Consider the following 24595-nt stretch of genomic DNA (forward strand, 5'->3'; position numbering starts at 1 on the left):
AAAGTGAAACCAATTTTGATTTCACTTTTTCTGCTGCATTCTTTTTTATATGCTGTTTCTAAAAGATTGCTGTTCATGACATATAGCATATAAATTTTGAGATAACGGCCGATTTCCGCTCCTGAAATATACTTCGCTTTCCACGGGCTCGTGCTAAGCCAGGGCACTACTTGCGATTACTCCTGTGCTCCCTTGCACCGAGGAAGCCAGCTTCGAAGCATTACTGGTAGACGCAGGTACATCAAGTGGGGTCTTAGCGTCACCGTATATTCTAAAGACAAAATAGCCAAAGTGAATTTCCCCATCTCTATGCTGCTCTGTCAATTATTTATAGAAATTATGGTGTGGTAATCCCCACTCCGGAAATACACTGTGCTTTTCGCGGGCTCGCGCTAAGCCAGGGTACTACTTGCGATTGCTTCTATGTTTCCTTGCACCGAGAAAGCATACTGCGAAGATGCAGGTGCATCTAGTGGGGTCTTAGCGTCTTCGCTTTTTTCTGAAGACAAAAAAGCCAAAGTGAATTTCCTCATTTCTATGCTGTTCTGTCAATTGTTTATAGAAATTATATTGTGGTAATCTCCACTCCGGAAATACACTGCGCTTTCCGCGGGCTCGCGCTAAGCCTCCTCGCTCGCAAAGTTCGCTCTCTGTGGGGTCTTATCGTCTTCGCTTTCCCGCAGGAGTCTCCGTGTATTTCCTCCGCTAAGATTTAGTTTTCTGAATCAAATTACTGATTCGATTATGAAGCTGATGGATTGGAGCGTAGGGCAGTCGACTCCAGCGGGAAAAGCAACAGGTGAAGATCCCGCAAGAAGCCGGTTTTGCTTCTGAGGAAGCTGAAGCGTTGCCCGCGGAAAGCTACTGCCCGGAGTGGAAATCGGCCTAAGCAGTTATCGTATTTATTGAGTTTTTTTATATTCGATTGTATTTTAATAAATCCTTAAATAATTTGAAATGATTGGTAGAAACCAAGGAGGTAGGGAAAAGCAACAGCTGAAGATCCCGCAGGAAGTGGGTTTCTTACGAGGAAGCTGAAGCGTTGCCCGCGGAAAGCGACTGCCCGGAGCGGAAATCGGCCGTTGCTGTTATCGGGTTTACTAACTGCTTTCTTTATTGAATAAATTCATAAATAATTATAGGCCGCTGATAGAAACCAGGGAAGTACAGCAAGAAAAGCAACAGCTGAAGATCCCGCAGGAAGTGGGGTTCTTCCGAGGAAGCTGAAGCGCCCGCCACGGAAAGCGACTGCCCGGAGCGGAAATCGGCCGTTGCTGTTATCTCTCAATTTTTTCACATGCGAAGTTCAGAGAAAGAGCAATACTAACGAAGAGAGTCTTATTGTATAACCTTTGCATCTATCTTTTCTTCTACAAACAGGGACACCTTTTCAAAACCTGCATCTGTTATACGTACCAGTCCAGTATCCGACAGGCGAATTTCCGGAATCACGACAAGTGCTAATAACGATAATGTCATAAAGGCATAATTCATGGTGCAGCCAGCTGCCGCCAAAGCCTGACTGATTGCCTTTGATCCTGCCGCCACCTCTTCAAATGGAGCTTCCGACATTAAACCGGCAACCGGAAGCGGGAGCGTAGTAATACCGGAATCGCTCACGACTGCTATGCCGCCCTGCATTTCCACTACAGCATTTGCCGCTTCGGCCATTCGGGCATCATTACTTCCAATTACCATCAGATTATGGCTGTCATGTGCCACAGTTGTCGCTATTGCTGCAGGTTCGTTAAAACCAATTCCCGATACAAGCCCAAGCCCTGTATTCCCATTGATGCCATGACGTTCCAATACCGCCATTTTACAAAGACCGTCTAAAGAACTTACCTCTCCGTTAGAGCAAGTGACGGGAATATGTCTTTCGAATGTGCCAACCTGGTTTTCACGGACCTCGATTGCTCTTACCTCTAATCTGCCTTCTTGAACTGGTGATTCGATAACGAATTCTCCTGGAGTGATTTTACGGTCAATATGAACAGATTGCAGAGCGGAAACAGGATAGCTGAAATCTGGAAGCTCGGCAACTATTTGATTATTTTCAGCGACAACCTGGCCGGCAGCTATCGTCATTGCAACATTTACATCTGTTAAGGCACCGTCCAGCAGCACCATATCGGCAAAGCGACCCGGCGCAATTATTCCAATATCATTGGACAGTCCAAACCGTTCCGCTGTATTGATTGTCGCCATTTGAATGGCAATAACCGGCGGTACTCCCTGTGCAATGGCATGCCTGATGACGAAATCCATATGTCCCTCGTCCACAAGCGATTCAGGACTGCGATCATCCGTTACAAGCATCATTCGCCTTGTATCCAAACCTTTCTCTGTGTATGCCTTGATGGTTTCCGCAACATCATGCCAGGCAGAGCCACGGCGCATTTTTGCATATTGTCCAAGCCGAATCCTTGCAATGACATCCTCTGACGTCGTACATTCATGATCGCCACTGATTCCTGTTGCAGCATAGGCAGACAGTTTCCTATCATCCCTGGGCGACCATGTGTAATGCCCGTCAACGATGCGATTCGCCTTTAATGCCTGTTCAATTTCTCCCAGCATACGCTCATCACCATACACTACACCAGGAAAATTCATCACTTCTCCAAGACCAATCATATCTTTTCCCCATGTAAATGCTTCTGCCACTTCATCCGGGCCGATGGAGGCTCCATTCGTTTCATAATCACTACTCGTTGAAGGAACACAGGAAGCGACCTGCATATAGGATGCCATCGGCGTTTGCCTTGCTTCCTGGAACATCAGCTTCAATCCTTCCAGGCCAAGTACATTTGTTATCTCATGCGCATCAAAAAATCCCCCAGTCGTCCCTTTCGGCAGTACAGCACGTGCAAATTGGGTTGGAGTAATCTGACTGCTTTCGATATGACAATGTCCATCAAGAAATCCCGGCGCCAAGTAACGTCCATCTGCTTCAATGATTTTGGTGCTGCCGTCGATTGTATGTCCCGCATCTTTACCCACATAGGCAATACGGCTTCCTTGTACAGCAACATCCATTTCAGGTAAAATTTCACCTGAAACCACATTTACCAGCTTGGCATTTTGTATTACGAGTGAGGCAGCACTGTCGCCGCGCGCCGTAGCATTCAATTCTTTTATACAATCCGCCTGTTCTGGACGTGGAAACAAACTTTTCTCCATTTTTCATTTCTCCCTTCTTTCAATCATCACTATTCGGGATTTTCACATTCCCTCAGCCTGTATGTTCTTCTGCATACCGCTGGATAGCACGTACGATTCCTCCATAGCCGGTACACCTGCACAGATTACCAGACAGCGCCTCTTTAATTTGCTCTTCTGTCGGATTCGGTGTCTGCTTAAGCATGGAGGCAACTGCCATGATCATGCCTGGTGTACAGTAACCGCATTGGAATCCTCCTTCTTCAAGGAATAGCTGCTGTATCGATTGCACCTTCCCGTCTTTATTCAATCCTTCAATCGTTGTGAGTGTTCTCCCATCCAACTGATATGCCAGCAACAGGCACGCATTCATTAGCTTTCCATCAACCAAAACGGAGCATGCACCACATCTGCCTATGCCACAGGAAATTTTCGTACCCGTTAAATGAAGCTGATCTCTTAGCAGATCGACAAGCCGAAGCAAAGGATCAACCTCCAGCTGCAGATGTTCACCATTCAGCACCAGTGAAATCGGGATACGCTCAGCAGAAACAGAATGTGCGCTGCCTTTTTCCCTTAATAAATTTCGTTCATCCAATGCGATGCCCCCTTTTCCATAACATAATCCAAGATAACCTCTGATGAGATAGGTAAACGGGCTGCCCAATATCCGATTGCATCGTGGATTCCCTTTGTGATGGCAGGTGCGACTGCTACCGTACCTATCTCTCCCACTCCCCTTGGACCAAACGGATCACCAGGAACTAAATCCTCGATAGCTTCCACTTTCATGCTAAACGGAACATCTGCGATACCTGGTATGAGGTATGTATCAAAGTTATCTGTCATATATTCACTTTTCAGCATGGCTGCTTCTTCCATTAATGTATAGCCGACTGCCATTATTCCTCCACCTTCAATTTGTCCAGTATAGCCAATGCGGTTGACGATCGGTCCGGCAGAAACTGTCTGTTCGATATCAATTAAGGAAACTTTACCAGTTAGAAGGTCGACCTCCACTTCAGTTAAAACTCCAACAAATGTGTAAAGGAAATGACCGGAATCAATTTTGTCAGGTGTAGTCGGAAAATCAAATTCTGTAGAAACTGCGATTTTATTACCTTCCTCAGTCGTTTTGGAAAGTTCCTGATAGCTAAGAAGCAATGTCTTCGGCGCATCCTTGGTTGTGTCGATGTATACCCCGCCATGGCCCAGTTCCAAAAGATCGGCAGCAATTCCTGATGCTGTCGATGCAGCCTGCAAAAGCTGTATGCGAAATTCATTTTCCAGTCGCTTGATTGCATGCCATACCATACTTGTTCCTCTTGAAGCGGTTGTCGATCCAGATGAAGGAACAAGGGCCGTGTCGCCTATTACAATATCCAAATCTTCTTTTGAGCAGCCGAGTACATCTGTAACAATCGTTTCAATGACCGCGATAATTCCTTGACCCGCTTCTTCAAATCCAAAGGCGGCTTCTATTTTGCCATTGCTGTTCAGCGATAATCTGCCTCCAGCAGGGTCCAATCTCCCATATCCGAGGCCTCCTCCATGCATTGCAATCGACATACCGATCCCTCTGCGCTTCCATTTCGATTGCCGATTGAATGATTCGGCTTCCTTTTTCCGGTTATCGGCTTTCAAAGCAACTGCTTCCAATACATCGGATGCTCCATCCGTCTCTGCTATTCGCTGCCCAAGCGGACCGGGGTCATTTGATTTCCGTAGATTACACCGTCTCAATTCAATTGGATCCATTTGCAGTTTTTCGGCAAGACGGTCCATTTGTCCTTCAAGTGCAAACGTCACCTGATTACCGCCAAAACCTCTGAATTCACCAGCTACTCCATTATTTGTAAAGACTGCCAGACCTTCAACCTCTACATTAGGAATAAGGTAAGGACCTGTTGCATGTTCTGTTGCAAAATCAAGAATGGCCGGTCCAAGTGTCGAATAGGCACCAGTATCTGCAATGATATATTCCTGATGTGCCATGATTTTCCCATGCTTATCCACACCTGTTTTGGCAGTGATTTTCATTGGATGTCTTTTTATCCCTGAAATGACGGATTCCTTTCTCGATTGATGAATCTTTACTGGATAGCCGCTCTTAAGGGCAAGGATTGCTGCATATGGCTGAATATTTAATTCATCCTTACCACCAAACGATCCTCCAATCGGACTTGAAACAATCCGGATCTTTTCCTCTTCCATACCAAGCAGCCTGCTCAGCTGAAACCGATCTTTATAGCCATGCTGTGTTCCAACATAGACGGTTATTCCGCCATTTTTTTCTGGTACAATGACACCACCCTCTGTTTCCATATAGGCATGCATTTGTCTTGGTACATGATAGGTTTCCTCCATAATATGAAGACTTTCTGCAAATCCTTGTTTAATATTTCCTTTTTTGTTGGATGTGCGATGGAGAATGTTCCCTTCAGGATGCAGCTTAGGAGCCATAGATTCCATTGCCTTTTCAGGACTGTCCAGAAAGGGGAGAGGCTCATAAATCACTTCAATAAGTTCTAATGCTTTTGCTGCGATTTCTGGTGTCTCAGCCGCTACTGCTGCAACCGCATCCCCAACGTAACGGACAACATCCTCACATAAAACCGGCTGGTCCGGCATGACGATTCCAAATCCATTCAATCCAGGAACATCCTTGTATGTAATCACGGCTTTGACACCAGGAAGGTTTTCTGCATGCTCAGTATCAATGGATATGATTTTGGCATGCGGGTAAATGCTCCTTAGAATCTTGCCATAAAGCATATCGGGAAATGAAAGATCGGTTAAATAATTCAGCTTACCTGTAACTTTTGCAAAGCCATCCGGCCTAATACTAGATTTTTCTTTCTCTTGCCGCAAGCTGCCTCCTCCTTTCAAACTATGAATCCAGGTAACTGGCTAATTCTGCAATAATCAGATTTGCCGCCATCATCTTCCGGTAGTGAGCCGTGGCAAAGAAGTCATCATCCGGCTGATATTCCTCGATAATTTTCTCATGCAGATTCTTTAATGCATGCTTTGAAAGTATGGTACCCGCCAGCAGCTGTTCGCTAGCCATTAGACGATGCGGCCGATAAGTCCCTCCCCCGGCAGCAAGTCGGATTTCTTCTATTCTATTAACCCGGTTTAAATCGACAGAGACTGCCACCGTAACAAGGGAAGGGATAAACTCCTCCCTGCGCCCAACCTTGCGATAATACCGAATAGAATTAGAATTCTCTGGCGTTGTTCTTTTCGGTATTAAAATAGATGTAAAAATGGCATCCTTCTGCGGTCCTCTCCTATTCAAATAGTTTTCCAGCTTATCCGTTTGCGTTTTTTCCCCGTCATACCAGGTTGCTTCGGCATCCATTGCAATTAATGCAGGCAGTGTATCGCCGACAGCATAACAGATATTCCCGCCAATCGTCGCACGGTTCCTTACGGCAGGCGATGCTACCTGCCCTGCAGCGTCTGCAAGCAGCAGATAGCTTTCATTTACGATTGGGTGCAGCTGGATTGCTGATAAGGCAGCCAGCGAACCTATCCGGAGATACTCCTTGGAATTCACTTTGATTTCATTGATACCGTTCATAGAATCTATCCATTCCAGGCTGATTAGATGAGCTGGCATTGCTGTACCTTGCTCCCTTTGCAGTTGGATAAGCGTACCACCTGCAATGAACATAGTGTCAGCTCCCAGCTGCTGTTTCAGCTCCCACGCCCGATCAATACCATTCGGTCTCCATAGCTTGGTTAGCGATTCTGATTTAGGCATACATTTAGTTCCTCCGCTTTCCTATAATCATCCATTGTATCAACATCAAAAAAATATCTTCTGTCCTCATAATCAACGCAGATTCCATTTTGTTTAAAACGCTCATCTCTTAATATAGATCTGGCCCCCTGATCACCATCAAGCTTCAAAAGCGCCGGGAACAGGGTACGCGAAATCAATATGGGGGGCTGGATGACCCCAGCAAGCCTGGATGCTATATAGTCGAGACTCTCCCCTGCAATCAGATGGTCATCATAGGAATGGATTAAATCATTTACCATTTCCACTTGTAAAAAAGGCTGATCTGCAAGCATGATCAGCACTGCATCCGCTCCTATCTGCCTGGCGCATTCAATGCCTCGTCTCAGGGAAAAAGCCTGGCCCTTCATTGACTCTGAACTCGATACAGATGACCATTTCGCCTTGTTTTCAAGCTTCCATAACTTAGTGTCAATCCAATCCAGTGAATCCGATTCTTTACTAACAATCAATGTATGATTGAGTTCTGAAGAGACCGCCTTTTCAAAAACCGAGCTGCCGATTGTCGTCCCTCCTATTTGAAGGGGGAGTTTATCTTTGCCCATCCGGCTGCTGTTTCCTGCAGCAAGGCAGATTCCTATGACTTTAACGGACATTACTTGATTCAACTTCTTTCTCAAGTCTTTGTTTGGAGCACTTTATTAGCTCAGCAGCAATACTGACCGCTATCTCCTCCGGCCCCTCTGCTGAAATAGAAAGACCAACAGGGGTTCGAATGAAGTCCGGAACCGACAGCGATTCTGATTCAAACAGACGTTTTGTACGACTGCCAGATCCTAAAACACCCAAATACTTTAACTGTTTATTCATAAGGATGGATAAAAGCTCTCTATCTTTTTTAAAATTATGGGTAAGTAAAATAACATAGTCTCCGGAAGAAATTCTTATCTCCTGTTCCACCAGTTTTGCAGATGGGAAGCCAATAATCAGTCTATCTGCAGCAGGGAAATATTTTGCCTCACATAAACCAGCCCTCCAATCGGAAACAGTTACCGAAAAACCGACTGTCGACATCAGCGATACAAGCGGGATTGCATCCTTACCCGCCCCAAAAACTATTAACCGCGGCCTTGGTTCATAATGATGTACATACACTTCTTTGGATAATTCCGGGAGATAGTATTTGCCATTTTTATTATATTGGGCACCCCTTATCAGTTCCGTTATACCGGCCGGCAATCTCCCCTGCCAGGTTCCAAAACGCTGATTCGTTTCAGTCATATAAACATATTCAGCCGGCTGATTCCCTAATCCGGAAGGCACTACCTTTACCAATGTCACGCCAATTCCACTCTTCAAATTGTCCCTCAATTCAAGAAGGTGCTCCCTATAATCTGCGTCCACCCGTTCAGCCAGCACATGTATAACACCATTGCATCCCGAACCTTCGCCCCATGACAAATCATCATAACCACTCATATCGTAAATAATTACTTCCGATTCACTGATCATTCCCTGCTCCACCCGGGCTATTAAATCTTCTTCCAGACAGCCGGCACTTATCAAACCAGCTGCACTCCCCTCTTTATCAAGAAACATGGCCGCCCCTTCTTTCTTATAGGCTGAACCATCCACCTGTATAACGGTTGCCAGCACTCCATCTGAATCACTGGAAGCAATTACCTCAAGAATAGAATGCATATCTTCCATTACCAATTCCTCCCTAATTTAAAAAGGCCAAAAGATAATTAATTTAAATAATCTGAAATTATATTATTTATATAATGACGATAAATCACCTGACACTCAAGTAGTTTGTTAGATTTTATTACAACAAACTGGAAAACTTACATATTATTCTTTATGATGATAAATACTATTTAATTGAAATTTCAGATTTATAAGCCAGATTTGGCGAGATGCAGGGCGAAGGTGCCGCGGTGGTGTGGGGGTTGTTGCAGTGGTTCGGAGGGGTGTGCGGTGGTGCGTTGATTTTGCGATGTTGCGGTTTTCCACTGTGCTGGCGCTTTTTTCCGCGATGCTGGCGCTTTTTTCCGCGGTGCTGGCGCTCTTTTCCGCGGTGCTGGCGCTTTTTTCCGCGATTCTGGCGGTTTTTCCGCGGTGCTAACGCTTTTTCCGCGATTCTCAGTTTTTTTCCGCGATTCTGCACTTTTTTCCGCGGTGCTCAGTTTTTTTCCGCGGTGCTGGCGGTTTTTCCGCGATTCTGGCACTTTTTCCGCGATTCTGCGCTTTTTTCCGCGGTGCTGGCGTTTTTTCCGCGATTCTGCACTTTTTTCCGCGGTGCTCAGTTTTTTTCCGCGGTGCCGGCGGTTTTTCCGCGATTCTCAGTTTTTTTCCGCGATTATGGCGCTTTTTCCGCGGTAGATTTTTTATAAGGGGGATTTATATGCACGAATATTTTTTATCAAAAACAATAGATTTAGCTGTTGAAAGTTTGGAAAATGGCGGTGGTCCATTTGCTGCGATTGTTGTGGATAAAGATTCAAACATTATCGGGACTGGTACAAATGGGGTGACAAAAAATAATGATCCCACAGCACATGCGGAAGTATTGGCAATACGGGATGCCTGCAGTAAATTGGAGGATTTTCAGTTAAAGGATTGTATTCTTTATACGAGCTGTGAGCCTTGTCCGATGTGCCTCGGAGCAATTTATTGGGCGCGGGTTAAAAAGGTTTATTATGCAGCCGATCAGCAGATTGCCGCAATGGGCGGATTTGATGACGCGTTTATTTATGATGAAATTGCCAAGGAGCATGTAAACAGAAAAATACCCTTTCAATCCATTTCATTGGAAAATAGGAGTCTTCCTTTTGAAAAATGGCTCGAGCATGAGGCAAAGATTTCTTACTAGCTGGAAAGAGTATCTCCTAGCCCTGACTGAGTCAAATGATGCGGATATCCCATACGCTTTTTGCAGGACCGTGCGCAGCCAAATCCAGCGAACGCCTAAAGGATTTGATTGCTCGCTTTCCCGGATACTGTCAAACTTAGATAAAATAATCTAATTAATCCGGCTAAAAATAACGAGTCAGGGTTTCGAACTCCTGACTCGTTATCTGTATAACTGGCTTTTCTATATTACCGCGTATTCCTCATCTTTCACATCGGTTATAAACATATGGCCGGGTGCATGTGTGATCACGAGCTCTGGTTTGCTTGCCATGACAGCCGCTTGCGGTGTTACACCACATCCCCAAAATACAGGGACTTCTCCTTCATGGATTGTGACTGGATCGCCGAAATCGGGTTTATTAATATCAGCTATTCCAATTGCAGCTGGATTCCCTATATGTACGGGTGCTCCATGTACCGATGGGAATCTTGATGTAATTTGTGTTGCCCGAATTGCCTCTGATGGTTTCATCGGCCTCATGCTGACTACCATCGGACCACTGAAAATACCGGCAGATTCTGAAGGAATATTCGTGCTGTACATAGAAACATTGCGCCCCTCCTCGATATAACGAATCGGAATACCATTGTCAAGAAGCGGTTTTTCAAATGTAAAACTGCAGCCGATCAGAAAGGAAACAAAATCATCCTGCCAATAAGAAGATATATCGGATGTTTCCTCCACCAATTCCCCATGACGATAGACACGATACTGGGGGATATCTGTTCTCAAATCAGCTCCAGGCGCCGTCTGTTTCGGCTCAGGGGAACCAGCATCGGTTACTTCTATGAGTGGGCAGGTTTTTGGATTCCGCATACAAAAAAGTAAAAAATCATAGGCATACTTTTTCGATAAAATCACTAGATTAGCCTGTGTATATCCTGGTGCTAGTCCAGTTGTCGGCTTTGCCCAATCCCCAACTCTAATTGCAGCGCCAATTTCATTTGTCTTTTTCTTCCCGTCCATGAAAAAACCCCCTCAAATAAATTTTTACCGATTTAAATGTTATCGTTTATTTTGAATATGAATATTAAAAGAATGAATATCCATAGTTTTGGAGTGAATTATTTTTTTGACAGATAGCTATTTATATAACAGTCGCTCGATCCTTATTGAGGTATCAGCATTTCTCTTGTGCTGTGGTATTTCTTCGCATGAATATTAAAGCATGAAATATATAAATAGTCAGTTTTTTTAAATGTTACTTTTTTCCCTTTTCTTTATATGTTTGCAAAGAATTTGCTAACCAAAAAAGTATTGTAAAGCATAGAATTGTAAACATATTCATTAGGTCTGTTTCTATATTAAAATAAACACTATATAAGCATGTGAAAGCATAAAACATAATTGCACTATTAATATTATAACTTTTAAAAAGTCTATTAATTTTTTTCAATTTTATTTCCCCTTTAAAATTATATAATTAATAGAAATATTTTTTGAATCTTTATAATAAAGTTATTTTAATAGATTATAACTTATGAAAATTTAGTTTGCTTTATAGCAAAATGTTATTGGGTGCTATGAACATCAGCTTTTTTCTTGTGAACATCAGCTTTTTCTCTGTGAACTTCAGCTTTTTTCCTGTGAACTTCAGCTTTTTCTCTGTGAACATCAGCATTTTCTCTGTGAACTTCAGCTTTTCCTGTTGTGACGCGGCTTTCTACCGGAAACTTCAGCTTTCTCTCTTGTACCGCGGCATTTCACTGTGAACTTCAGCTTTTCCTGTTGTGACACGGCTTTCTACCGGAAACTTCAGCTTTCTCTCTTGTACCGCGGCATTTCACTGTGAACTTCAGCTTTTTTCTTGTGAACTTCAGCATTTCCTCTGTGAACATCAGCTTTTTTCCTGTGAACATCAGCATTTCCCCAGTGAACTTCAGCTTTTCCTGTCGTGACGCGGCATTCCCCAGTGAACTTCAGCATTTCCTGTCGTACCGCGGCATTCCCCAGTGAACTTCGGCGCTTCTCCCGCAAACCTGGATTCTTTCAACATATTCACTCGTGCGACAACATTTGCCGTCCGGTGATTCTTTATGGCTATGCCCCTGGGTACACTCCTGCTCTTAGGCTCAGCTTCTGCAATAACAGTTCGCGCTCTGTGTACAATTGCTGTGCTTGTTCTACACTTACCGCTTCAAATTGCAATTTGCTTCCGGATAATTTCTGGACAACCAGTGGCAGATCAACGGAAATAACGGTGGCGATTCTTGTATAGCCGCCGGTCGTTTGTCTGTCTGCCAATAGAATGATAGGCTGGCCATTTGCAGGAACCTGGATTGTTCCCGGCAAAATGGCATCTGAGATGATATCTGCTCCATGGAGATGAGAAAGTACCGGGCCATCCAAACGGTAGCCCATCCGATCAGATTGTGCTGTCATTTTATATGTTGATGAGCAGAATGCATCCATCGCATTTGTGGTGAATGCATGCTTGTCTGGTCCTAATACTACACGGATTTTTCGGTGCGGATCATAACTTGGCACAGCTGTTTCAGTGAGCCCTCTTCCAGTAAGATACCTTAGTGGCACATGCTCTCCACCTGATGCCAGCTGATCCCCTTTTTGGAGGAATTTGCCATTAAATCCGCCAATCCCAGCTTTGGTATAAGTGGATTTGCTTCCCATAACTTCCGGAATGTCTATCCCGCCAGCAATGGCAATATATGCATAACTTCCGTTATTGGGCTGACCGAATGTGAGTCTTTGCCCTTTCTTCGCTGCAAAAGATTTCCAGCCTGAAACAGGCTTACCATCCAGTTTGGGCGATAAATCGGCACCACATATTGCCAGGACCGTATCTTCCATCATCCGAAGCTCCGGCCCCATTATCACTACCTCGATTCCTGCTTCCATGCGCGAATTACCAACAAGTAGATTCGCTACCTGGAGGGCAAAACTATCCATCGCTCCAGATACGACTACACCGTATTGCTGGAATCCTATCCGTCCAAGGTCCTGAACGGAGGTTGCCAATCCTGGTTTTATGACTTCAATTATTTTGCCCATTTAATTCCCTGCTTTTTCAATTGAAATATCCTGTAAAGTGAGCTCTTTATGTAGCCTTTTGGCGAATTCAAGCGATTTTGGTCCATCACCGTGGATACAGACGGTGTCTGCCTGAATCGCAATATCCGTTCCATCGGCCGCTTCCACTCTGCCTTCTTTTATCATGCGGATGACCCGGCTGGATGCCAGATCGGGATCCTCGATCATGGCACCTGCCGTTGTTCGTGGTGTCAGCGTTCCATCTGGCTGGTACGTTCTGTCCGCAAAAACTTCTTCTGCGACAGTAAGTCCGGCTTTTCTTCCTGCTTTTACAAGATCACTTCCTGCAAGGCCGAAAAGAATTAGCTTCGGATTGATGGCATAGACAGCTTCCGCAATCGCGTGGGAAATTTCTGTATCTTTGGCGGCCATGTTGTATAGCGCACCATGAGGCTTCACATGATTCAGTTTATTTCGATTAATTTTTGCAAATGTATCGATTGCCCCAATCTGATATACGACGAGGTTGTATACTTCTTCAGGGGAGACTTTCATCGGGCGGCGCCCAAATCCGATTAAATCCTGCAGGCCTGGATGTGCTCCCAAGCCGACATTTTTTTCCGTTGCTTTCTTAACAGTATGCTGAATTACATTATGATCTCCGGCATGATAACCGCATGCGATATTGGCAGAAGATATGTAGTCCATCACTAAATCATCCTGACCGATTGTATATGCACCAAAGCTTTCCCCTAGATCACTGTTCAAGTCGACATGATATGTCACTGTATCCTCTCCCATCTTAGACTGTATATTTTTCAATTTGCGGATTATAATTCCCTGCTTCAACTTCTGCTTGAATCGATTCAAATTCTTCCGCATCGATTGCGTTAAAACGAATATAATTGCCAGCCTGCAGTAAAATCGGCGGCTGTCGTGCTGCATCATATGTTTTTACTGGTGTTTGGCCAATAATCTGCCATCCCCCCGGTGACTTCAATGGATAAATCCCGGTTTGCTCACCCGCAATTCCAACCGAACCAGCCGGAATTTCCGATCTCGGTTTAGACAATCGTGGAGCTGCAATCCTTTTGGACATACCACCAAGATATGGGAATCCGGGGATAAATCCCATCATGTAGATTAAGTAATCGGTCCCCGAGTGAATGGCGATCACTTCTTCCTCCGTCATTCCATTAAGTGATGCAACTGCAGTTAATTCCGGTCCGCTTTCCCCGCCATACAGAACTGGAATGTGTACAATATCCGCCACAGGCAGATCGATTTGGCCAAGCTTATGCTCTATTGCTTCGACTCGTTTTTTAATGCATCGTATAAAATGATAGATGGATCATAGATAATCGTAACCGCTGTATAAGCAGGAATCCATTCGATGATACCATGTATGTTTACCTCTTCCAGATACAAACAGAAACTGCGGATCTTTTCATTTATTTCTATAGAAATTTTCTCTCCAAATTGAATCCGCATGCCTGCATCGCCATAAGTATTTATTTGAAACATTCGTATCCCACCTAAAAAGAATAGGAGCACAGGGAAAACCTGCTGTCCTCCCTGTGACGCCTGTAGTGTCTGTATTGCATGCGGTACTTTTTTGTAACGATTTTAGAACAATTGCGGCAATGTCTGTATCAGCGTTCTTATGCCGAGATATGCCGTTAAGAGAACAACTATCGTCCCGAACACCGTCAGCCAGATTGGGTGTTTGTAATCTCCAATTATTCTTGGATTATGTGCTGCCAGCAGAATCGAACCAAGTGTCAGCGGCAAGATCAGTCCGTTAACTGCACCTGCGAGAACAAGCAGCGCAACGGCTTGGCCAATAAATACAAAAACTGTGGTCGAAAAGACGATAAAGCCTATAATCCAGTATCTGTAATATTGGTCAATTTTTGGATGAAAGGATCGCAGGAATGATACTGATGTGTAAGCTGCACCAATCACGGAAGTAACACCTGCCACCCATAAAACAATACCAAACATACGGTAGCCAAATTGGCCGGCAGCATATTCAAATACTGTTGCAGCTGGATTGTCCGGATTGAGACTCACCCCAGCATAAACTACTCCCAGAACCGCGAGAAAAAGCATAATGCGAATAAAGGATGCAACCAGAATTCCCATCACCGAGGTCCTTGTTACCTCTGGAATGCTTTCCTTCCCCGAAATTCCTGCATCCAAGAGCCGGTGGCCGCCTGAGAATGTGATGTATCCGCCTACCGTACCGCCGACAATTGTGATGATTGCATAAAAATCAAGCTCTAACGGCATAATGGAATGCTGTATCGCTTCGCCGACCGGTGGCTGACTCACAAACATAACATAAGCAATTAGAATGATCAGAAGGGCGCCAAGCCATTTTACAATTTGGTCCATTGCCGCTCCTGCTTCTTTCGACATAAAAATAAAGATTGCAATTACAGCGGTTATTACCGCCCCTACTCTCGTATCAAATCCGAGCATGGCATTCACACCAAGTCCTGCACCGCCAATATTCCCGATGTTAAACGCAAGTCCGCCAATGACAATGAATATCGCCACCACAAAACCGAGACCCGGAAGGACCGCATTTGCGATTTCCTGCCCGCGTTTTCTGGATACTGCGATAATCCGCCAGACATTCAGCTGAGCACCGATATCCAGGAATATGGAAGCCAGAATGACGAATCCAAAGCTGGTCAGCAGCGATTCGGTAAATACGGCAGTTTGTGTCAGAAAACCTGGACCTACCGCTGAAGTAGCCATTAAAAATGCAGCACCGATTAATGAATTTCTTCTGCTTTTCTTATCTTTTTCCGATAAAATCTGTGGTTCTTTTTCAGACATGATGTATTCTCCTTTTTTACGTTGTCTAGTACGATGATGCCCTGTTATGAATTTTATAGTATTGATACTTGAGATGATTTTAATTAAGGAGCATTGTTGATAACGGAATTTGGGTTTGATTAGCTATGTAAAACGGCAGATGGACTTCATGATTTTCTGGCGGCTATATGCGGTTGAATATTTTTATTATTATATCATAAAAATTGATTTTTTATAAAGATGAGGAAAGGAGATGGGTCCCAACGCTTTAATGGGGTTGGTGTTGGGTTGGGTTGGGAAGCCGGGTGGCGTGGAATCGGAGCAAAGGATGGCGGTTGGTAATGGCATTTGGCTGCGAGTGGGCTTGTGGGATTGGTACCTAACTTGTATGGTTGGATGGTTGGTGCTCGCTGTCAGGCAAAAATGGATGCAAAAACCACCAGCTTTTAGGATTATACATAAAAGCTGGCAGTAGTTGTACATGCTATTCAAAACATTATTCGACAAATTTCGGGAAGTGACAGGCACCTTAGCGGAATTCTAGTAGTTTTTGTTTTAGTGTTTCTTCCATTCCGAGCAGTTCCTTTTCTGCTTCGTTTCTTTTTTGCCTTCCTTCCGTTTGAATGTTTATCGTTTCTTCTATTGTTGAAACGAGGTGTTCCTGCGTTTGTTTTAGCGTCTCAATATCAATAAGACCGCGCTCATTTTCTTTCGCTGTTTCAATCGTATTGGTTTTCAGCATTTCTGCATTCTTCAGCAGCAAATCATTCGTAGTCTTGGATACTTGTTTTTGGGCTTCTACCGCAGTTCGCTGCCGGAGCAATGTCAGCGCTATTGCCACTTGATTTTTCCATAGTGGAATGGCAGTCAGGATTGAGGATTGGATTTTTTCAACCAATGCCTGATTCGTATTCTGTATGAGCCGGATTTGCGGTGCACTTTGCATGGTTATTTGTCTGCTGAGCATTAAATCATGGGTACGCTTTTCCAATCGATCTGCGAATTGCACCATGTCGTTGACCGCCTGGAAGTCCATTTGACTTTGACTTAGCTCGGCCTTGCGCTTCAGATCGGGAATGACTTGCTTTTCCAGTTCCTCCTGCTTTACTTCACCTGCTGCAATGTAAATATTCAAGGCCTCATAGTATTCCCTGTTTTTTTCAAACAGCTGCTCCAGCATACTGTTATCAGACATTAAAACATCCTTGCTGCGGTCAAGCTTCACGCTGATTCGATCAATTTGTGCGCCGGTTTTCTGATACTTTGAAAGAATTTCATTTACGGAACCGGAAATTTTACCGAATACCCTTGATAACAAGCCGCGTTTTTCTGCCTTAAGCTCATCTGGATTCACTTGCTCAAGCTTTTTCATTAAATCACCAAGAATCGAACCAATCTCCCCTACATCCTGGTTTTGAACATGCTCCAGCATTCCATGCGAAAAATTTAAAAGCTTCGACTGGGCTTCTGTACCGTATTGGGCAATCGACTGATTGTTTTGGGGATCGATTTGTGCAGCGAGCTGCATTGCGCGATCACGGCTTTCCTGAGGCAGTTTATTAATCAGTTTCTCAGACTTGTCCTTCTGATCTGCAATAGCTTCTGATGACGAATCATCACTTTTCAGCATTCCAAATGGGTCTGCCAGCAAGTCATCGATGTCCTGAGATTGTTTTCTAACGCTTTCTTCACTCATCAGTATTTCCTCCTTTTATCTCTATTTCACTCGATTGATCGATTTTTTGGCTACATCAAGCTCAAACTGCAGTGTGTCAATATCATCATCAAGCATGATATACAAATCTTTCTTTATCGTTTCACCAAGTGTGATAACGGTCTGCCTGGTCTCTTCCAAAGAATGGACCATGTCCTTGTTTTTGGCGGGCTGGGAAGACAGGTATGCATACTTTTCCGCCAATTCCACCAGGGAGTCGAGATGATTGTAGAAAAAGCCTTCCGCCTGATAAAACCGTCTTGGTTCTTTTTTTGCGTTGGCATATATTTTCTGGGCGGTTCGGGCAATTTCCAGGTTTTGCTTGGCCTGTTGTATGGACCTCACCCGGAAAAGGGACTTCTGCAGGCGTGAAATTTTATGCTTTGCTTCTTTAAGATTGTTCTCGATAAATCTATATTCTCTTCTCGTAAGCCCATTGCTTCGTACAAACCGGTAATCCATAATCTGCTTCGATCCCAGATAAATTGCAGTCCCGCCAGCGATCGCGAATAGGCTTGAAACTATCAAAGTTTGACTGAAAGCAAAAAAACTTATCAGCCATATGGAGGTGATACCGAAAAAACCTGACACTGACTGAATCATAAATTGAAAAACAGCCCTCACAATCAACCACTCCTATATAAAAAATTCCGTAGTAAACGTCTTCCTGCTATATCTACTATTACGACAACAGCCCGCAAAAGGTTTCAACTTTTTCAGGTGCCTGTCACTTCCCGAATTTTGTCGAATACTTTATCGTGGGTTAAGATTAAATAGAAGGAAAAATAGTTTTGGACGGGGGACGAAGGCATGAAAAAAATCGGAATTGATGCGGGCGGTACACTCACAAAAGTTGCCTATGAAGAACGTGGCCGACTCCATGTGAAAACATACCCCAATCATGATATGGAGAAACTTCTTCGATGGCTGGCAGTACTTTCGCCTGATGCTGTACTCCATATAACTGGTGGAAAGAGCAGTCATATATCGTCAGCAGCCCATAAAATTCACCATGTGGATGAATTCAGGCAATCGCTTCCGGTACACGTTACTTGATGCTTGAGGAAAATCACAAGCGCAGCAGTGACTATATCCTTGTTAGCATCGGTACAGGTTCTTCCATTTTCCACGTGACAGCGGCGGATTCAGAGCGCATAGCCGGAAGTGGAATCGGCGGTGGGACGTTAATGGGCCTTGGCAGCCTAATTGCAGGTAATAAAGATTTCGCTGCCCTGACTCAGCTCGCATCGAAGGGAAACCATGAGCATAGCGATTTATTGGTTAAGGATATTTACGCACCAAACGAACCGCCAGTTCCTGGAAGCTTAACTGCAGCTAATTTTGGAAAGGCACATGTAAATAGCTCGGCAACCGTTGAGGATCATCTGGCTGCACTTATGCAGCTGATTGGTGAAACAATCCTCTCATTGGCATGGCAGGCCGCGGTATCAAAACAGATCCGGCAAATTATTTTTGTTGGCAGTACGCTAACAGGAAATACTCCCCTCAAAAATGTATTGGGCAGTTTTCAGGAGACCCTGCTGTATGAGCCTCTTTTCCCTCAAAAAGGTGCCTATGCTGGGGCAATCGGAGCCATGCTTTTATAGCTTAAATTTGATCGTTTTGATTTGATTGTTTTAAATAGAAATATCAAGGTGGAGGAATCCCGATTTTGCAAAGGGACAATATAACACTTCCATTCTAAAGAGAGCAGCCTAACCAAATTGCCCATCAACCTTAGAGACGTCCATTAGACCGGCAGCTTATCTCAAGAAAAATCCGATCCACGTCAAGTTCAGCGTAAAGACTTGAATCATGGATCGGTTTCTGTTTTTACGCTGTCAGCGGTGCAAAAGGATAAGAGAATTCCATTGCAATTTGGGTTTCCTGCAGCTTATTTGAACTTTTAAATTGAAGCTCCCTGTAAAGTGAATTCTCTCGATTATCCCTCAAATAGTGAGTAGTCTGGCAGTTCTATTCCTGTTTTTTCCAAGTAATTTTCGATATAGTTTACCGTACTTTTAAGTACTTTAACCCTAGCATAGCGTTTATTATCCCCTTCGACAATAACCCACGGAGCATAGTCCCGATCCGTCCGTTGGAGCATTTCTTTTGCTGCTTTCTCGTTTTCTTCCCATTTTTCACGATTGCGCCAATCTTCTTCCGTGATTTTCCAGCTCTTGAGTGGATCATTTTGCCGTTTTTCAAAGCGCTCCAATTGTTCTTCCTTGGAAATCTGAATCCAAAACTTCAATAAAATATAATGATCGTCCGTCAGCGTTTTTTCAAATTGATTGATTTCATTATAAGCACGCTCCCATTCTTCATTGGTGGCAAACCCTTCAAGTCGCTCGACAAGGACCCTTCCATACCAAGACCGGTCAAAGATGCCAATTTGTCCGTATTGAGGGATTTTCCGCCAAAAACGCTGCAAATAATGATATCGCTTCTCATGTGGTTTCGGGGCAGAAATGGGGTAGACCATAAGCCCTCTTGGATCAAGTTCGGCTGTAAGGCGTTTGATTGCCCCGCCCTTTCCTGCCGCATCCACTCCTTCAAATGCAATAATTACCCCAATATTTTCTTCGACTATTTTACGCTGCAGACTCAATAATCGATTCTGGTATTTGGCGAGCTCTTTTTTGTAGGTTGCTTTATCAAGCTTATGATTTTGTTTCAGTTCATTTAAATTAATTTCCATTCTCATGTGACTCTCCTTATCAATCTGTCTCCGATGTTTGAGAATCTGTGCATATTGCTAGTTCAATCAGATAAAGCGGTGATAATGACCGTTCCTTTGCTTTTTTCACCAAGTAGGCTGCATTTGTCCCATCATTCAAATATGTCTTCAATCCTTCCATATAGCTGTAATATCTGCTAATTGATTGGAAAGACGAGCCAAAAATTCGGTTACTGGCATTCCGGTCAAACATCGGGAATAGTTCCGGAAACATAAAATGGAGCAGTTTCACTAATGCCGGCAATTGTGTATCCAGGTTTTCTTTATCAAAAATTAACGCAGATATCGGAAGTAAAAATTCATTCAAGCTGTGCTGCTTCTTTTTAAAACCAATTATTTTGTCATTTTCCGTCTCGATAAACTTAATTTTCTTCAGCTTTACATGCTGAAAGTCTTTTTCCAATTCGATAAAGTTCTTGTCTATTTCATTCGGTTTCGCATGCCTTGGAATACTCTGCAGCCAGGAATAGGTAAAGGCAATCCGCTTCACCCAGCTCTTTTTGGAATGCTTTCCGGCTGCATTCGCGAAATAATTTATGATAACCGGATAGGACACCTGCTGCCACTTATTGGCTTGTTCCCCGTTTAGAGCCGCATCAATCACTTCTTTCGTCAAATGACGATCTATCTTTGCAAATACGTTTTCCGAATCCACCATTCTAAACCGCTCCCTCCTCTAACCACTTTATATAGATATTCGCTGCAAATAAAGAATCTCCTGCTTCTTAGGTGCCTGTCACTTCCCGGTTTTTGTCGTAATATGTCGAACGGTTATTGCTATTCACTGCCTTGATTCAATATAATATTTTCATCTGTTTTGTTGATAAACTCCTGATACTTCGTCCTCTGATGGTGGACATTTCCCGGAAAGCTTTCCAGAATATCACTGGTACACAGCAGTGTTGTCGATGTATTGTACATGTAATGATGATAGCTGCTCCACTTGTAGCTTTCGGCATTGGTAACGATACCCGCTTTGACAGGATTCAAATGAATGTAGCGGCTGATTTCCAATAATCCGTAAGGTGTTCCTATTGGTTTATCAAAATATCTCTTCTCAAAAACATGCCCGGTCACATTATTTTTTGTATTGAAATAATCAGCATATCGCTTATTAAGCAGAGACATTACTTTCGAAATTGGCTGTTCGGTTGTACAGATCAGTAAATGATAGTGGTTTGACATCAAACAATAGGAAGCAAGCTTAAAAGGATTATTTTTGTGGATGTGATGGAGGATTGAAAAAAAGACGTCATAATCCCTATCTTCTTTAAACAAAATATCTCTGCGATTCCCTCGGGAGGAAACATGATAATAAGTATCCGGAATCCATAATCGTTTATTTCTGGCCATAATGGATAACACTCCAATCTTAATTATTTTTCGACAAAATTCGGGGAGTGACAGGCACCTGGATGATTAGGTAGGTGTTCTCTTTGGTGGTTGGCGGGAGTATTGATGTTGGCAGGTATATTTCTTCTGCTGACTCTTCTATTAGGACAACGGCCATTTCGTTTTCAAATCGATCAATGAATCCGATAATCTCTTTCTCAGGTTCATTTCCCTCTGTAAATACAGGAACAATAAAAATGATATAGATCAAGTAAGCTGCCACTGCGAGATACACAAATCCTGCTATTCTTCTCTTCAAGGCTTCCGCACTCCTTCTAATATTTTCTTCATTATGCCAATATCCAAAAAATCTTTCATCCTCGTAAAATGGGAACTCCCCTGTAAAATACATTTTGCAAATAGAATTTTCCCCTTATATAAAATAGAATAGTAGAGCATAGCGCTAGCACAGAACTGGAATTTTCACTAGAATTTTCTGGATTGCCTAAGAGAATTTTTTCGAGGTTTTTTAATAGCCCCCCTTTAAATCAAATAGCTTTCACCGTTCTTTTTTGGTAATCTTAGGATGAAAGTAGATACTGGGGGAATATAATTGAATACTAGATTTTTGCTCACCATGTTTTTAACAATATTTTTAGTTGCTTGCGGTCAAGACAGTCCTGAAACACTAGGGGAAAATAGTGCTGGAAACCATAAAGAGGTTACTGTGGAAGAATGGGAAAAAACCGCAATGAATATAGAATCAGTAGAATCAGAAGAATCAGATTCGGCGACGGAAAGCGTTGCCGAAGAAGACCAAGCAGAGGAAAAAGCTACGAAGACTGGGGATTCTCCACCGGATCAATCATTATCTGACTTAAAAGTCCACTATATTGATGTTGGCCAGGCCGATGCTGCACTTTTTGAGTACAATGATGGAAATCAACCCTATACCATCCTCTTTGATACTGGAGACTGGCAGGGAAACGAAGTCGCTACCTATCTAAAATCACAAGATGTTTCCGATATTGATCTTGTTGTCGTCAGCCATCCTGATGCCGATCATATTGGCCAGCTGGATGATGTCATGCAGACATTTGAAGTTGGGGAGGTTTGGCTGTCCGGGAACGAAAGCTCATCCGAAGTATTCCAGCGAGGGATGGAAGCTGTAATAAACAGCGGGGCAGATTTTCACGAACCACGCACTGGAGAAGAATTCGAAATAGGACCGCTTGAAATTGATGTACTTTATCCGGATAATATTTCCGGAAAATCCAATGAAGAATCTGTCTCATTGCTGTTCACATACGGCAGCACAAAATTTTTATTCACTGGTGATGCCGATCGAAGTGCTGAATTGGAAATGATGGAGAGCGGAATGGATATAAAGGCAGATATTATTCAACTTGGGCACCATGGCTCGGATACCTCAAGCGATCCCGCCTTTATCAGCGCCGTTCATCCATCAGTCGCTATTTATAGTGCCGGGGCAGGCAATAGTTATGGGCATCCTGGCGAACGGGTTGTTTCACTGATCAAGAAGTCAGGAATTGAGCTTTATGGAACCGATGTAAATGGGTCGATTGTTGTCACTACAGATGGGGAAAACTACCATATAGCAACGAATAAAGATGGAACAGTCAGTCCGGGAAATACGGGGAATTCGCAAAGTTCAGGGAAAAAGACTAGTGAGAACCTTCCTGCCGAAACCGAACCTGCCCCGCCAAAAGATGCTCCCGCCAATAGTTCCTGCATCAATATCAATAGCGCTTCAGTTGAAGCTGTACAGGGAATTATCCATATTGGACCGGCAAGAGCCCAGGATTTAATTGACTTGAGACCTTTTAACTCAGTCGATGATTTAAGCCGGATTAGCGGGATTGGACCAGCAAGGATCGCCGATATAAAAAGTGAAGGACTAGCCTGCACATAAGGAAGTATTTTTTATTTGGTAGGTTTGGGGTTTCGGGGTTTCGGGGTTTCGGGGTTTCGGGGTTTCGGGGTTTCGGGGTTTCGGGGTTTCGGGGTTTCGGGGTTTCGGGGTGTGCTAAATTTTTCTTCATTTCGGACGAAAAGCGGATAGAAACCATGGGCAGCGATTGTCCATAATAATTGATTTTCAGCTATGGGCAGAAAATTATAGAACGAGGAGGCGGTAAAATGGAAGGTATACTCGATCGATTTGAAGGAGAAACGGCTGTCATTCTAATAGATAAAAATAAAACAGAGCTAATTATAGATAAAAGTAAATTGCCTGCAGGAAGCAAAATCGGGACTGTTTTTCATGTTGAGAAGGAAGGTGGGGAATTCAAACCGGTTTCCATAAATGTTGAAAAAACGCAGATGGAAGCAGAAAAATCATCCGATTTAATGGAGAAACTAAGATCTAAAAGCAAGGGAAGCAAATTCCTCAAAAAGTAAGACACGATGGTGCCTGTCACTTCCCGGTTTTTGTCAAATATTGTCGAATTATTGGTTAGCTTTGGTACGTGTGGATTCACAACCTCAGCTAACCATTTGTTTGCTTCAAAAGTTCAGTCTGCCTGCCACAACTACAACTTAACTTTATTTTTTAAATAATGAGCTGGAATGGAAATCCGAATAATTTTTCCTCTCAATTCTCGTTTCGCTTCATTGCCCCAATACTTTATGTTTTCAACCGGCACCCCCTCCAATTCCGCAATTTCCTTTATCGGCAAGTTCTGTTGTACATATTGATAAAACCATTTGAAATGGATAGAGGTTTGTACTGATTTACTGCGCTGCAGCATGCTAGGATCGATGGGTCCATATGTATAACTTGATGTTCCTGCCTCTTCGTGGAGAATAATTTTATCATATTGAAGTTTTGTCGGTTCAAGCTGCAGTAAATCGAATAATCGGTTCCGAATGATGTGGTTAAAATAGGTGGGCAAAATACCTTGATCTGGCTGAAAGATATAATACGTATTACAATCCGCTTCAAGACTGTTATAATCGAATCTAATATAATGCGAGTACATGTCATATATCCCCAGTTTATGTATCTGGTAATGTATTCTCCTCTCGTTTTCTTCCACAATATCATAAAATAACCCTATTGATTCTTTTCCCATCTACTCTCCCCATTCCCTCATCATTATTTAATTACAAAGATAGCAGCGACATATTTTGTTATAGTTTAAATTT

General features: G+C 43.4%; 23 protein-coding genes and 1 pseudogene. 6 read left to right on the forward strand and 18 right to left on the reverse strand.

The annotated features are described in order from the left end of the window. Positions 1-1338 precede the first annotated feature (1338 nt). The 6 genes from ade to OMHG_RS02275 are packed head-to-tail and all read right to left on the reverse strand — an operon-like array spanning position 1339 to position 8620. Positions 1339-3183: an adenine deaminase gene (gene ade, locus OMHG_RS02250; RefSeq protein WP_010647948.1), complete on the reverse strand. Its 1845-nt coding sequence runs from the start codon at positions 3181-3183 to the stop codon at positions 1339-1341. Between the two features lie 52 nt (positions 3184-3235). Further along, positions 3236-3760: a (2Fe-2S)-binding protein gene (locus OMHG_RS02255; RefSeq protein WP_010647950.1), complete on the reverse strand. Its 525-nt coding sequence runs from the start codon at positions 3758-3760 to the stop codon at positions 3236-3238. After that, complete coding sequence (pucD, locus tag OMHG_RS02260; protein WP_010647952.1) at positions 3739-6033, reverse strand: xanthine dehydrogenase subunit D; 2295 nt, start codon at positions 6031-6033, stop codon at positions 3739-3741. Before pucD ends, OMHG_RS02255 begins: the two co-directional genes overlap by 22 nt. Positions 6034-6052: 19 nt before the next feature. Next, positions 6053-6931 (reverse strand): FAD binding domain-containing protein, encoded by an 879-nt coding sequence (locus OMHG_RS02265; RefSeq protein ID WP_010647953.1) that lies wholly within the window; start codon positions 6929-6931, stop codon positions 6053-6055. Beyond that, a complete protein-coding gene (locus OMHG_RS02270; RefSeq protein WP_010647956.1) occupies positions 6910-7566 on the reverse strand; it encodes an NTP transferase domain-containing protein in 657 nt (218 codons plus the stop codon). The genes OMHG_RS02265 and OMHG_RS02270 overlap by 22 nt, the downstream gene beginning before the upstream one ends. After that, a complete protein-coding gene (locus OMHG_RS02275; protein WP_010647959.1) occupies positions 7556-8620 on the reverse strand; it encodes an XdhC family protein in 1065 nt (354 codons plus the stop codon). The genes OMHG_RS02270 and OMHG_RS02275 overlap by 11 nt, the downstream gene beginning before the upstream one ends. A gap of 209 nt (positions 8621-8829) precedes the next feature. Between OMHG_RS02275 and OMHG_RS18185 the strand changes: the two genes are divergently transcribed. Together OMHG_RS18185 and OMHG_RS02285 are read left to right on the forward strand one after the other, a co-directional pair. Beyond that, positions 8830-9306, forward strand: a complete 477-nt coding sequence (locus tag OMHG_RS18185; RefSeq protein ID WP_147628993.1) for a hypothetical protein — start codon at positions 8830-8832, stop codon at positions 9304-9306. Positions 9307-9317: 11 nt separating this feature from the next. Then, positions 9318-9785 carry a nucleoside deaminase gene (locus OMHG_RS02285; RefSeq protein ID WP_010647962.1) on the forward strand — a complete coding sequence of 156 codons (468 nt, stop codon included), beginning with the start codon at positions 9318-9320 and terminating at the stop codon, positions 9783-9785. Positions 9786-10007: 222 nt separating this feature from the next. Here OMHG_RS02285 and OMHG_RS02290 read toward each other — a convergent pair whose 3' ends face one another. From OMHG_RS02290 to OMHG_RS02330, 7 genes and pseudogenes are all read right to left on the reverse strand, one after another. Beyond that, entirely contained in the window at positions 10008-10793 is a 786-nt protein-coding gene (locus OMHG_RS02290; protein ID WP_010647964.1) for a putative hydro-lyase, read from the reverse strand. Positions 10794-11867: 1074 nt separating this feature from the next. Then, positions 11868-12836, reverse strand: a complete 969-nt coding sequence (locus tag OMHG_RS02300; protein ID WP_010647971.1) for a 5-oxoprolinase subunit C family protein — start codon at positions 12834-12836, stop codon at positions 11868-11870. Beyond that, entirely contained in the window at positions 12837-13616 is a 780-nt protein-coding gene (locus tag OMHG_RS02305; RefSeq protein ID WP_044476682.1) for a LamB/YcsF family protein, read from the reverse strand. It abuts the gene before it with no gap. A 1-nt stretch (position 13617) separates the two neighbouring features. After that, positions 13618-14339: pseudogene (gene pxpB / locus OMHG_RS02310) on the reverse strand (5-oxoprolinase subunit PxpB). A gap of 102 nt (positions 14340-14441) precedes the next feature. Further along, entirely contained in the window at positions 14442-15662 is a 1221-nt protein-coding gene (locus OMHG_RS02315; protein WP_010647980.1) for an NRAMP family divalent metal transporter, read from the reverse strand. 508 nt (positions 15663-16170) lie between these two features. Then, positions 16171-17337: a toxic anion resistance protein gene (locus tag OMHG_RS02325; RefSeq protein WP_010647984.1), complete on the reverse strand. Its 1167-nt coding sequence runs from the start codon at positions 17335-17337 to the stop codon at positions 16171-16173. A gap of 21 nt (positions 17338-17358) precedes the next feature. Beyond that, the gene (locus OMHG_RS02330) at positions 17359-17958 is read right to left on the reverse strand and encodes a 5-bromo-4-chloroindolyl phosphate hydrolysis family protein (protein WP_044476742.1); all 600 of its coding nucleotides are present in this window, start codon (positions 17956-17958) and stop codon (positions 17359-17361) included. A gap of 207 nt (positions 17959-18165) precedes the next feature. Here OMHG_RS02330 and OMHG_RS18910 point away from each other — a divergent pair, with 207 nt between their 5' ends. Beyond that, positions 18166-18411, forward strand: a complete 246-nt coding sequence (locus tag OMHG_RS18910; RefSeq protein ID WP_010647988.1) for an acetate and sugar kinases/Hsc70/actin family protein — start codon at positions 18166-18168, stop codon at positions 18409-18411. Then, complete coding sequence (locus OMHG_RS02335; RefSeq protein WP_010647990.1) at positions 18411-18962, forward strand: acetate and sugar kinases/Hsc70/actin family protein; 552 nt, start codon at positions 18411-18413, stop codon at positions 18960-18962. The genes OMHG_RS18910 and OMHG_RS02335 overlap by 1 nt, the downstream gene beginning before the upstream one ends. Positions 18963-19297: 335 nt before the next feature. Here the strand turns inward: OMHG_RS02335 and OMHG_RS02340 are convergent, their stop codons facing one another. The 4 genes from OMHG_RS02340 to OMHG_RS02355 form a co-directional block, all read right to left on the reverse strand. Beyond that, positions 19298-20056: a polyphosphate kinase 2 family protein gene (locus tag OMHG_RS02340; RefSeq protein WP_010647992.1), complete on the reverse strand. Its 759-nt coding sequence runs from the start codon at positions 20054-20056 to the stop codon at positions 19298-19300. A 19-nt stretch (positions 20057-20075) separates the two neighbouring features. Next, positions 20076-20753, reverse strand: coding sequence for a hypothetical protein (locus OMHG_RS02345; RefSeq protein WP_010647994.1), 678 nt, complete (start codon positions 20751-20753; stop codon positions 20076-20078). 119 nt (positions 20754-20872) lie between these two features. Further along, positions 20873-21448, reverse strand: coding sequence for a transposase (locus OMHG_RS02350; RefSeq protein WP_010647995.1), 576 nt, complete (start codon positions 21446-21448; stop codon positions 20873-20875). A gap of 19 nt (positions 21449-21467) precedes the next feature. Continuing rightward, a complete protein-coding gene (locus OMHG_RS02355) occupies positions 21468-21746 on the reverse strand; it encodes a DUF3006 domain-containing protein (RefSeq protein WP_161603053.1) in 279 nt (92 codons plus the stop codon). A 294-nt stretch (positions 21747-22040) separates the two neighbouring features. On the opposite strand from OMHG_RS02355, the gene OMHG_RS02360 reads away from it, so the two are divergent. Together OMHG_RS02360 and OMHG_RS02365 are read left to right on the forward strand one after the other, a co-directional pair. Beyond that, positions 22041-23360: an MBL fold metallo-hydrolase gene (locus tag OMHG_RS02360; protein WP_010647997.1), complete on the forward strand. Its 1320-nt coding sequence runs from the start codon at positions 22041-22043 to the stop codon at positions 23358-23360. Positions 23361-23587: 227 nt separating this feature from the next. Further along, positions 23588-23848, forward strand: coding sequence for a DUF3006 domain-containing protein (locus OMHG_RS02365; RefSeq protein WP_010647998.1), 261 nt, complete (start codon positions 23588-23590; stop codon positions 23846-23848). A 131-nt stretch (positions 23849-23979) separates the two neighbouring features. On the opposite strand, the gene OMHG_RS17420 is transcribed toward OMHG_RS02365, so the two are convergent. After that, complete coding sequence (locus OMHG_RS17420) at positions 23980-24522, reverse strand: hypothetical protein (protein WP_010647999.1); 543 nt, start codon at positions 24520-24522, stop codon at positions 23980-23982. Positions 24523-24595: the final 73 nt, after the last annotated feature.

The organism is Oceanobacillus massiliensis str. N'diop, assembly GCF_000285495.1.
Taxonomy (GTDB): Bacteria; Bacillota; Bacilli; order Bacillales; family Amphibacillaceae; genus Oceanobacillus; species Oceanobacillus massiliensis.

Excerpts from the sequence above, each read along its gene's own strand:
- ade (WP_010647948.1), bottom strand. The coding sequence starts at position 3,183 with ATGGAGAAAAGTTTGTTTCCACGTCCAGAACAGGCGGATTGTATAAAA.
- OMHG_RS02265 (WP_010647953.1), bottom strand. The coding sequence starts at position 6,931 with ATGCCTAAATCAGAATCGCTAACCAAGCTATGGAGACCGAATGGTATT.
- OMHG_RS02270 (WP_010647956.1), bottom strand. The coding sequence starts at position 7,566 with ATGTCCGTTAAAGTCATAGGAATCTGCCTTGCTGCAGGAAACAGCAGC.
- OMHG_RS02275 (WP_010647959.1), bottom strand. The coding sequence starts at position 8,620 with ATGGAAGATATGCATTCTATTCTTGAGGTAATTGCTTCCAGTGATTCA.
- OMHG_RS18185 (WP_147628993.1), top strand. The coding sequence starts at position 8,830 with ATGCAGGGCGAAGGTGCCGCGGTGGTGTGGGGGTTGTTGCAGTGGTTC.
- OMHG_RS02285 (WP_010647962.1), top strand. The coding sequence starts at position 9,318 with ATGCACGAATATTTTTTATCAAAAACAATAGATTTAGCTGTTGAAAGT.
- OMHG_RS02290 (WP_010647964.1), bottom strand. The coding sequence starts at position 10,793 with ATGGACGGGAAGAAAAAGACAAATGAAATTGGCGCTGCAATTAGAGTT.
- OMHG_RS02300 (WP_010647971.1), bottom strand. The coding sequence starts at position 12,836 with ATGGGCAAAATAATTGAAGTCATAAAACCAGGATTGGCAACCTCCGTT.
- OMHG_RS02305 (WP_044476682.1), bottom strand. The coding sequence starts at position 13,616 with ATGGGAGAGGATACAGTGACATATCATGTCGACTTGAACAGTGATCTA.
- OMHG_RS02315 (WP_010647980.1), bottom strand. The coding sequence starts at position 15,662 with ATGTCTGAAAAAGAACCACAGATTTTATCGGAAAAAGATAAGAAAAGC.
- OMHG_RS02325 (WP_010647984.1), bottom strand. The coding sequence starts at position 17,337 with ATGAGTGAAGAAAGCGTTAGAAAACAATCTCAGGACATCGATGACTTG.
- OMHG_RS02330 (WP_044476742.1), bottom strand. The coding sequence starts at position 17,958 with ATGATTCAGTCAGTGTCAGGTTTTTTCGGTATCACCTCCATATGGCTG.
- OMHG_RS18910 (WP_010647988.1), top strand. The coding sequence starts at position 18,166 with ATGAAAAAAATCGGAATTGATGCGGGCGGTACACTCACAAAAGTTGCC.
- OMHG_RS02335 (WP_010647990.1), top strand. The coding sequence starts at position 18,411 with ATGCTTGAGGAAAATCACAAGCGCAGCAGTGACTATATCCTTGTTAGC.
- OMHG_RS02340 (WP_010647992.1), bottom strand. The coding sequence starts at position 20,056 with ATGGAAATTAATTTAAATGAACTGAAACAAAATCATAAGCTTGATAAA.
- OMHG_RS02345 (WP_010647994.1), bottom strand. The coding sequence starts at position 20,753 with ATGGTGGATTCGGAAAACGTATTTGCAAAGATAGATCGTCATTTGACG.
- OMHG_RS02350 (WP_010647995.1), bottom strand. The coding sequence starts at position 21,448 with ATGGCCAGAAATAAACGATTATGGATTCCGGATACTTATTATCATGTT.
- OMHG_RS02365 (WP_010647998.1), top strand. The coding sequence starts at position 23,588 with ATGGAAGGTATACTCGATCGATTTGAAGGAGAAACGGCTGTCATTCTA.
- OMHG_RS17420 (WP_010647999.1), bottom strand. The coding sequence starts at position 24,522 with ATGGGAAAAGAATCAATAGGGTTATTTTATGATATTGTGGAAGAAAAC.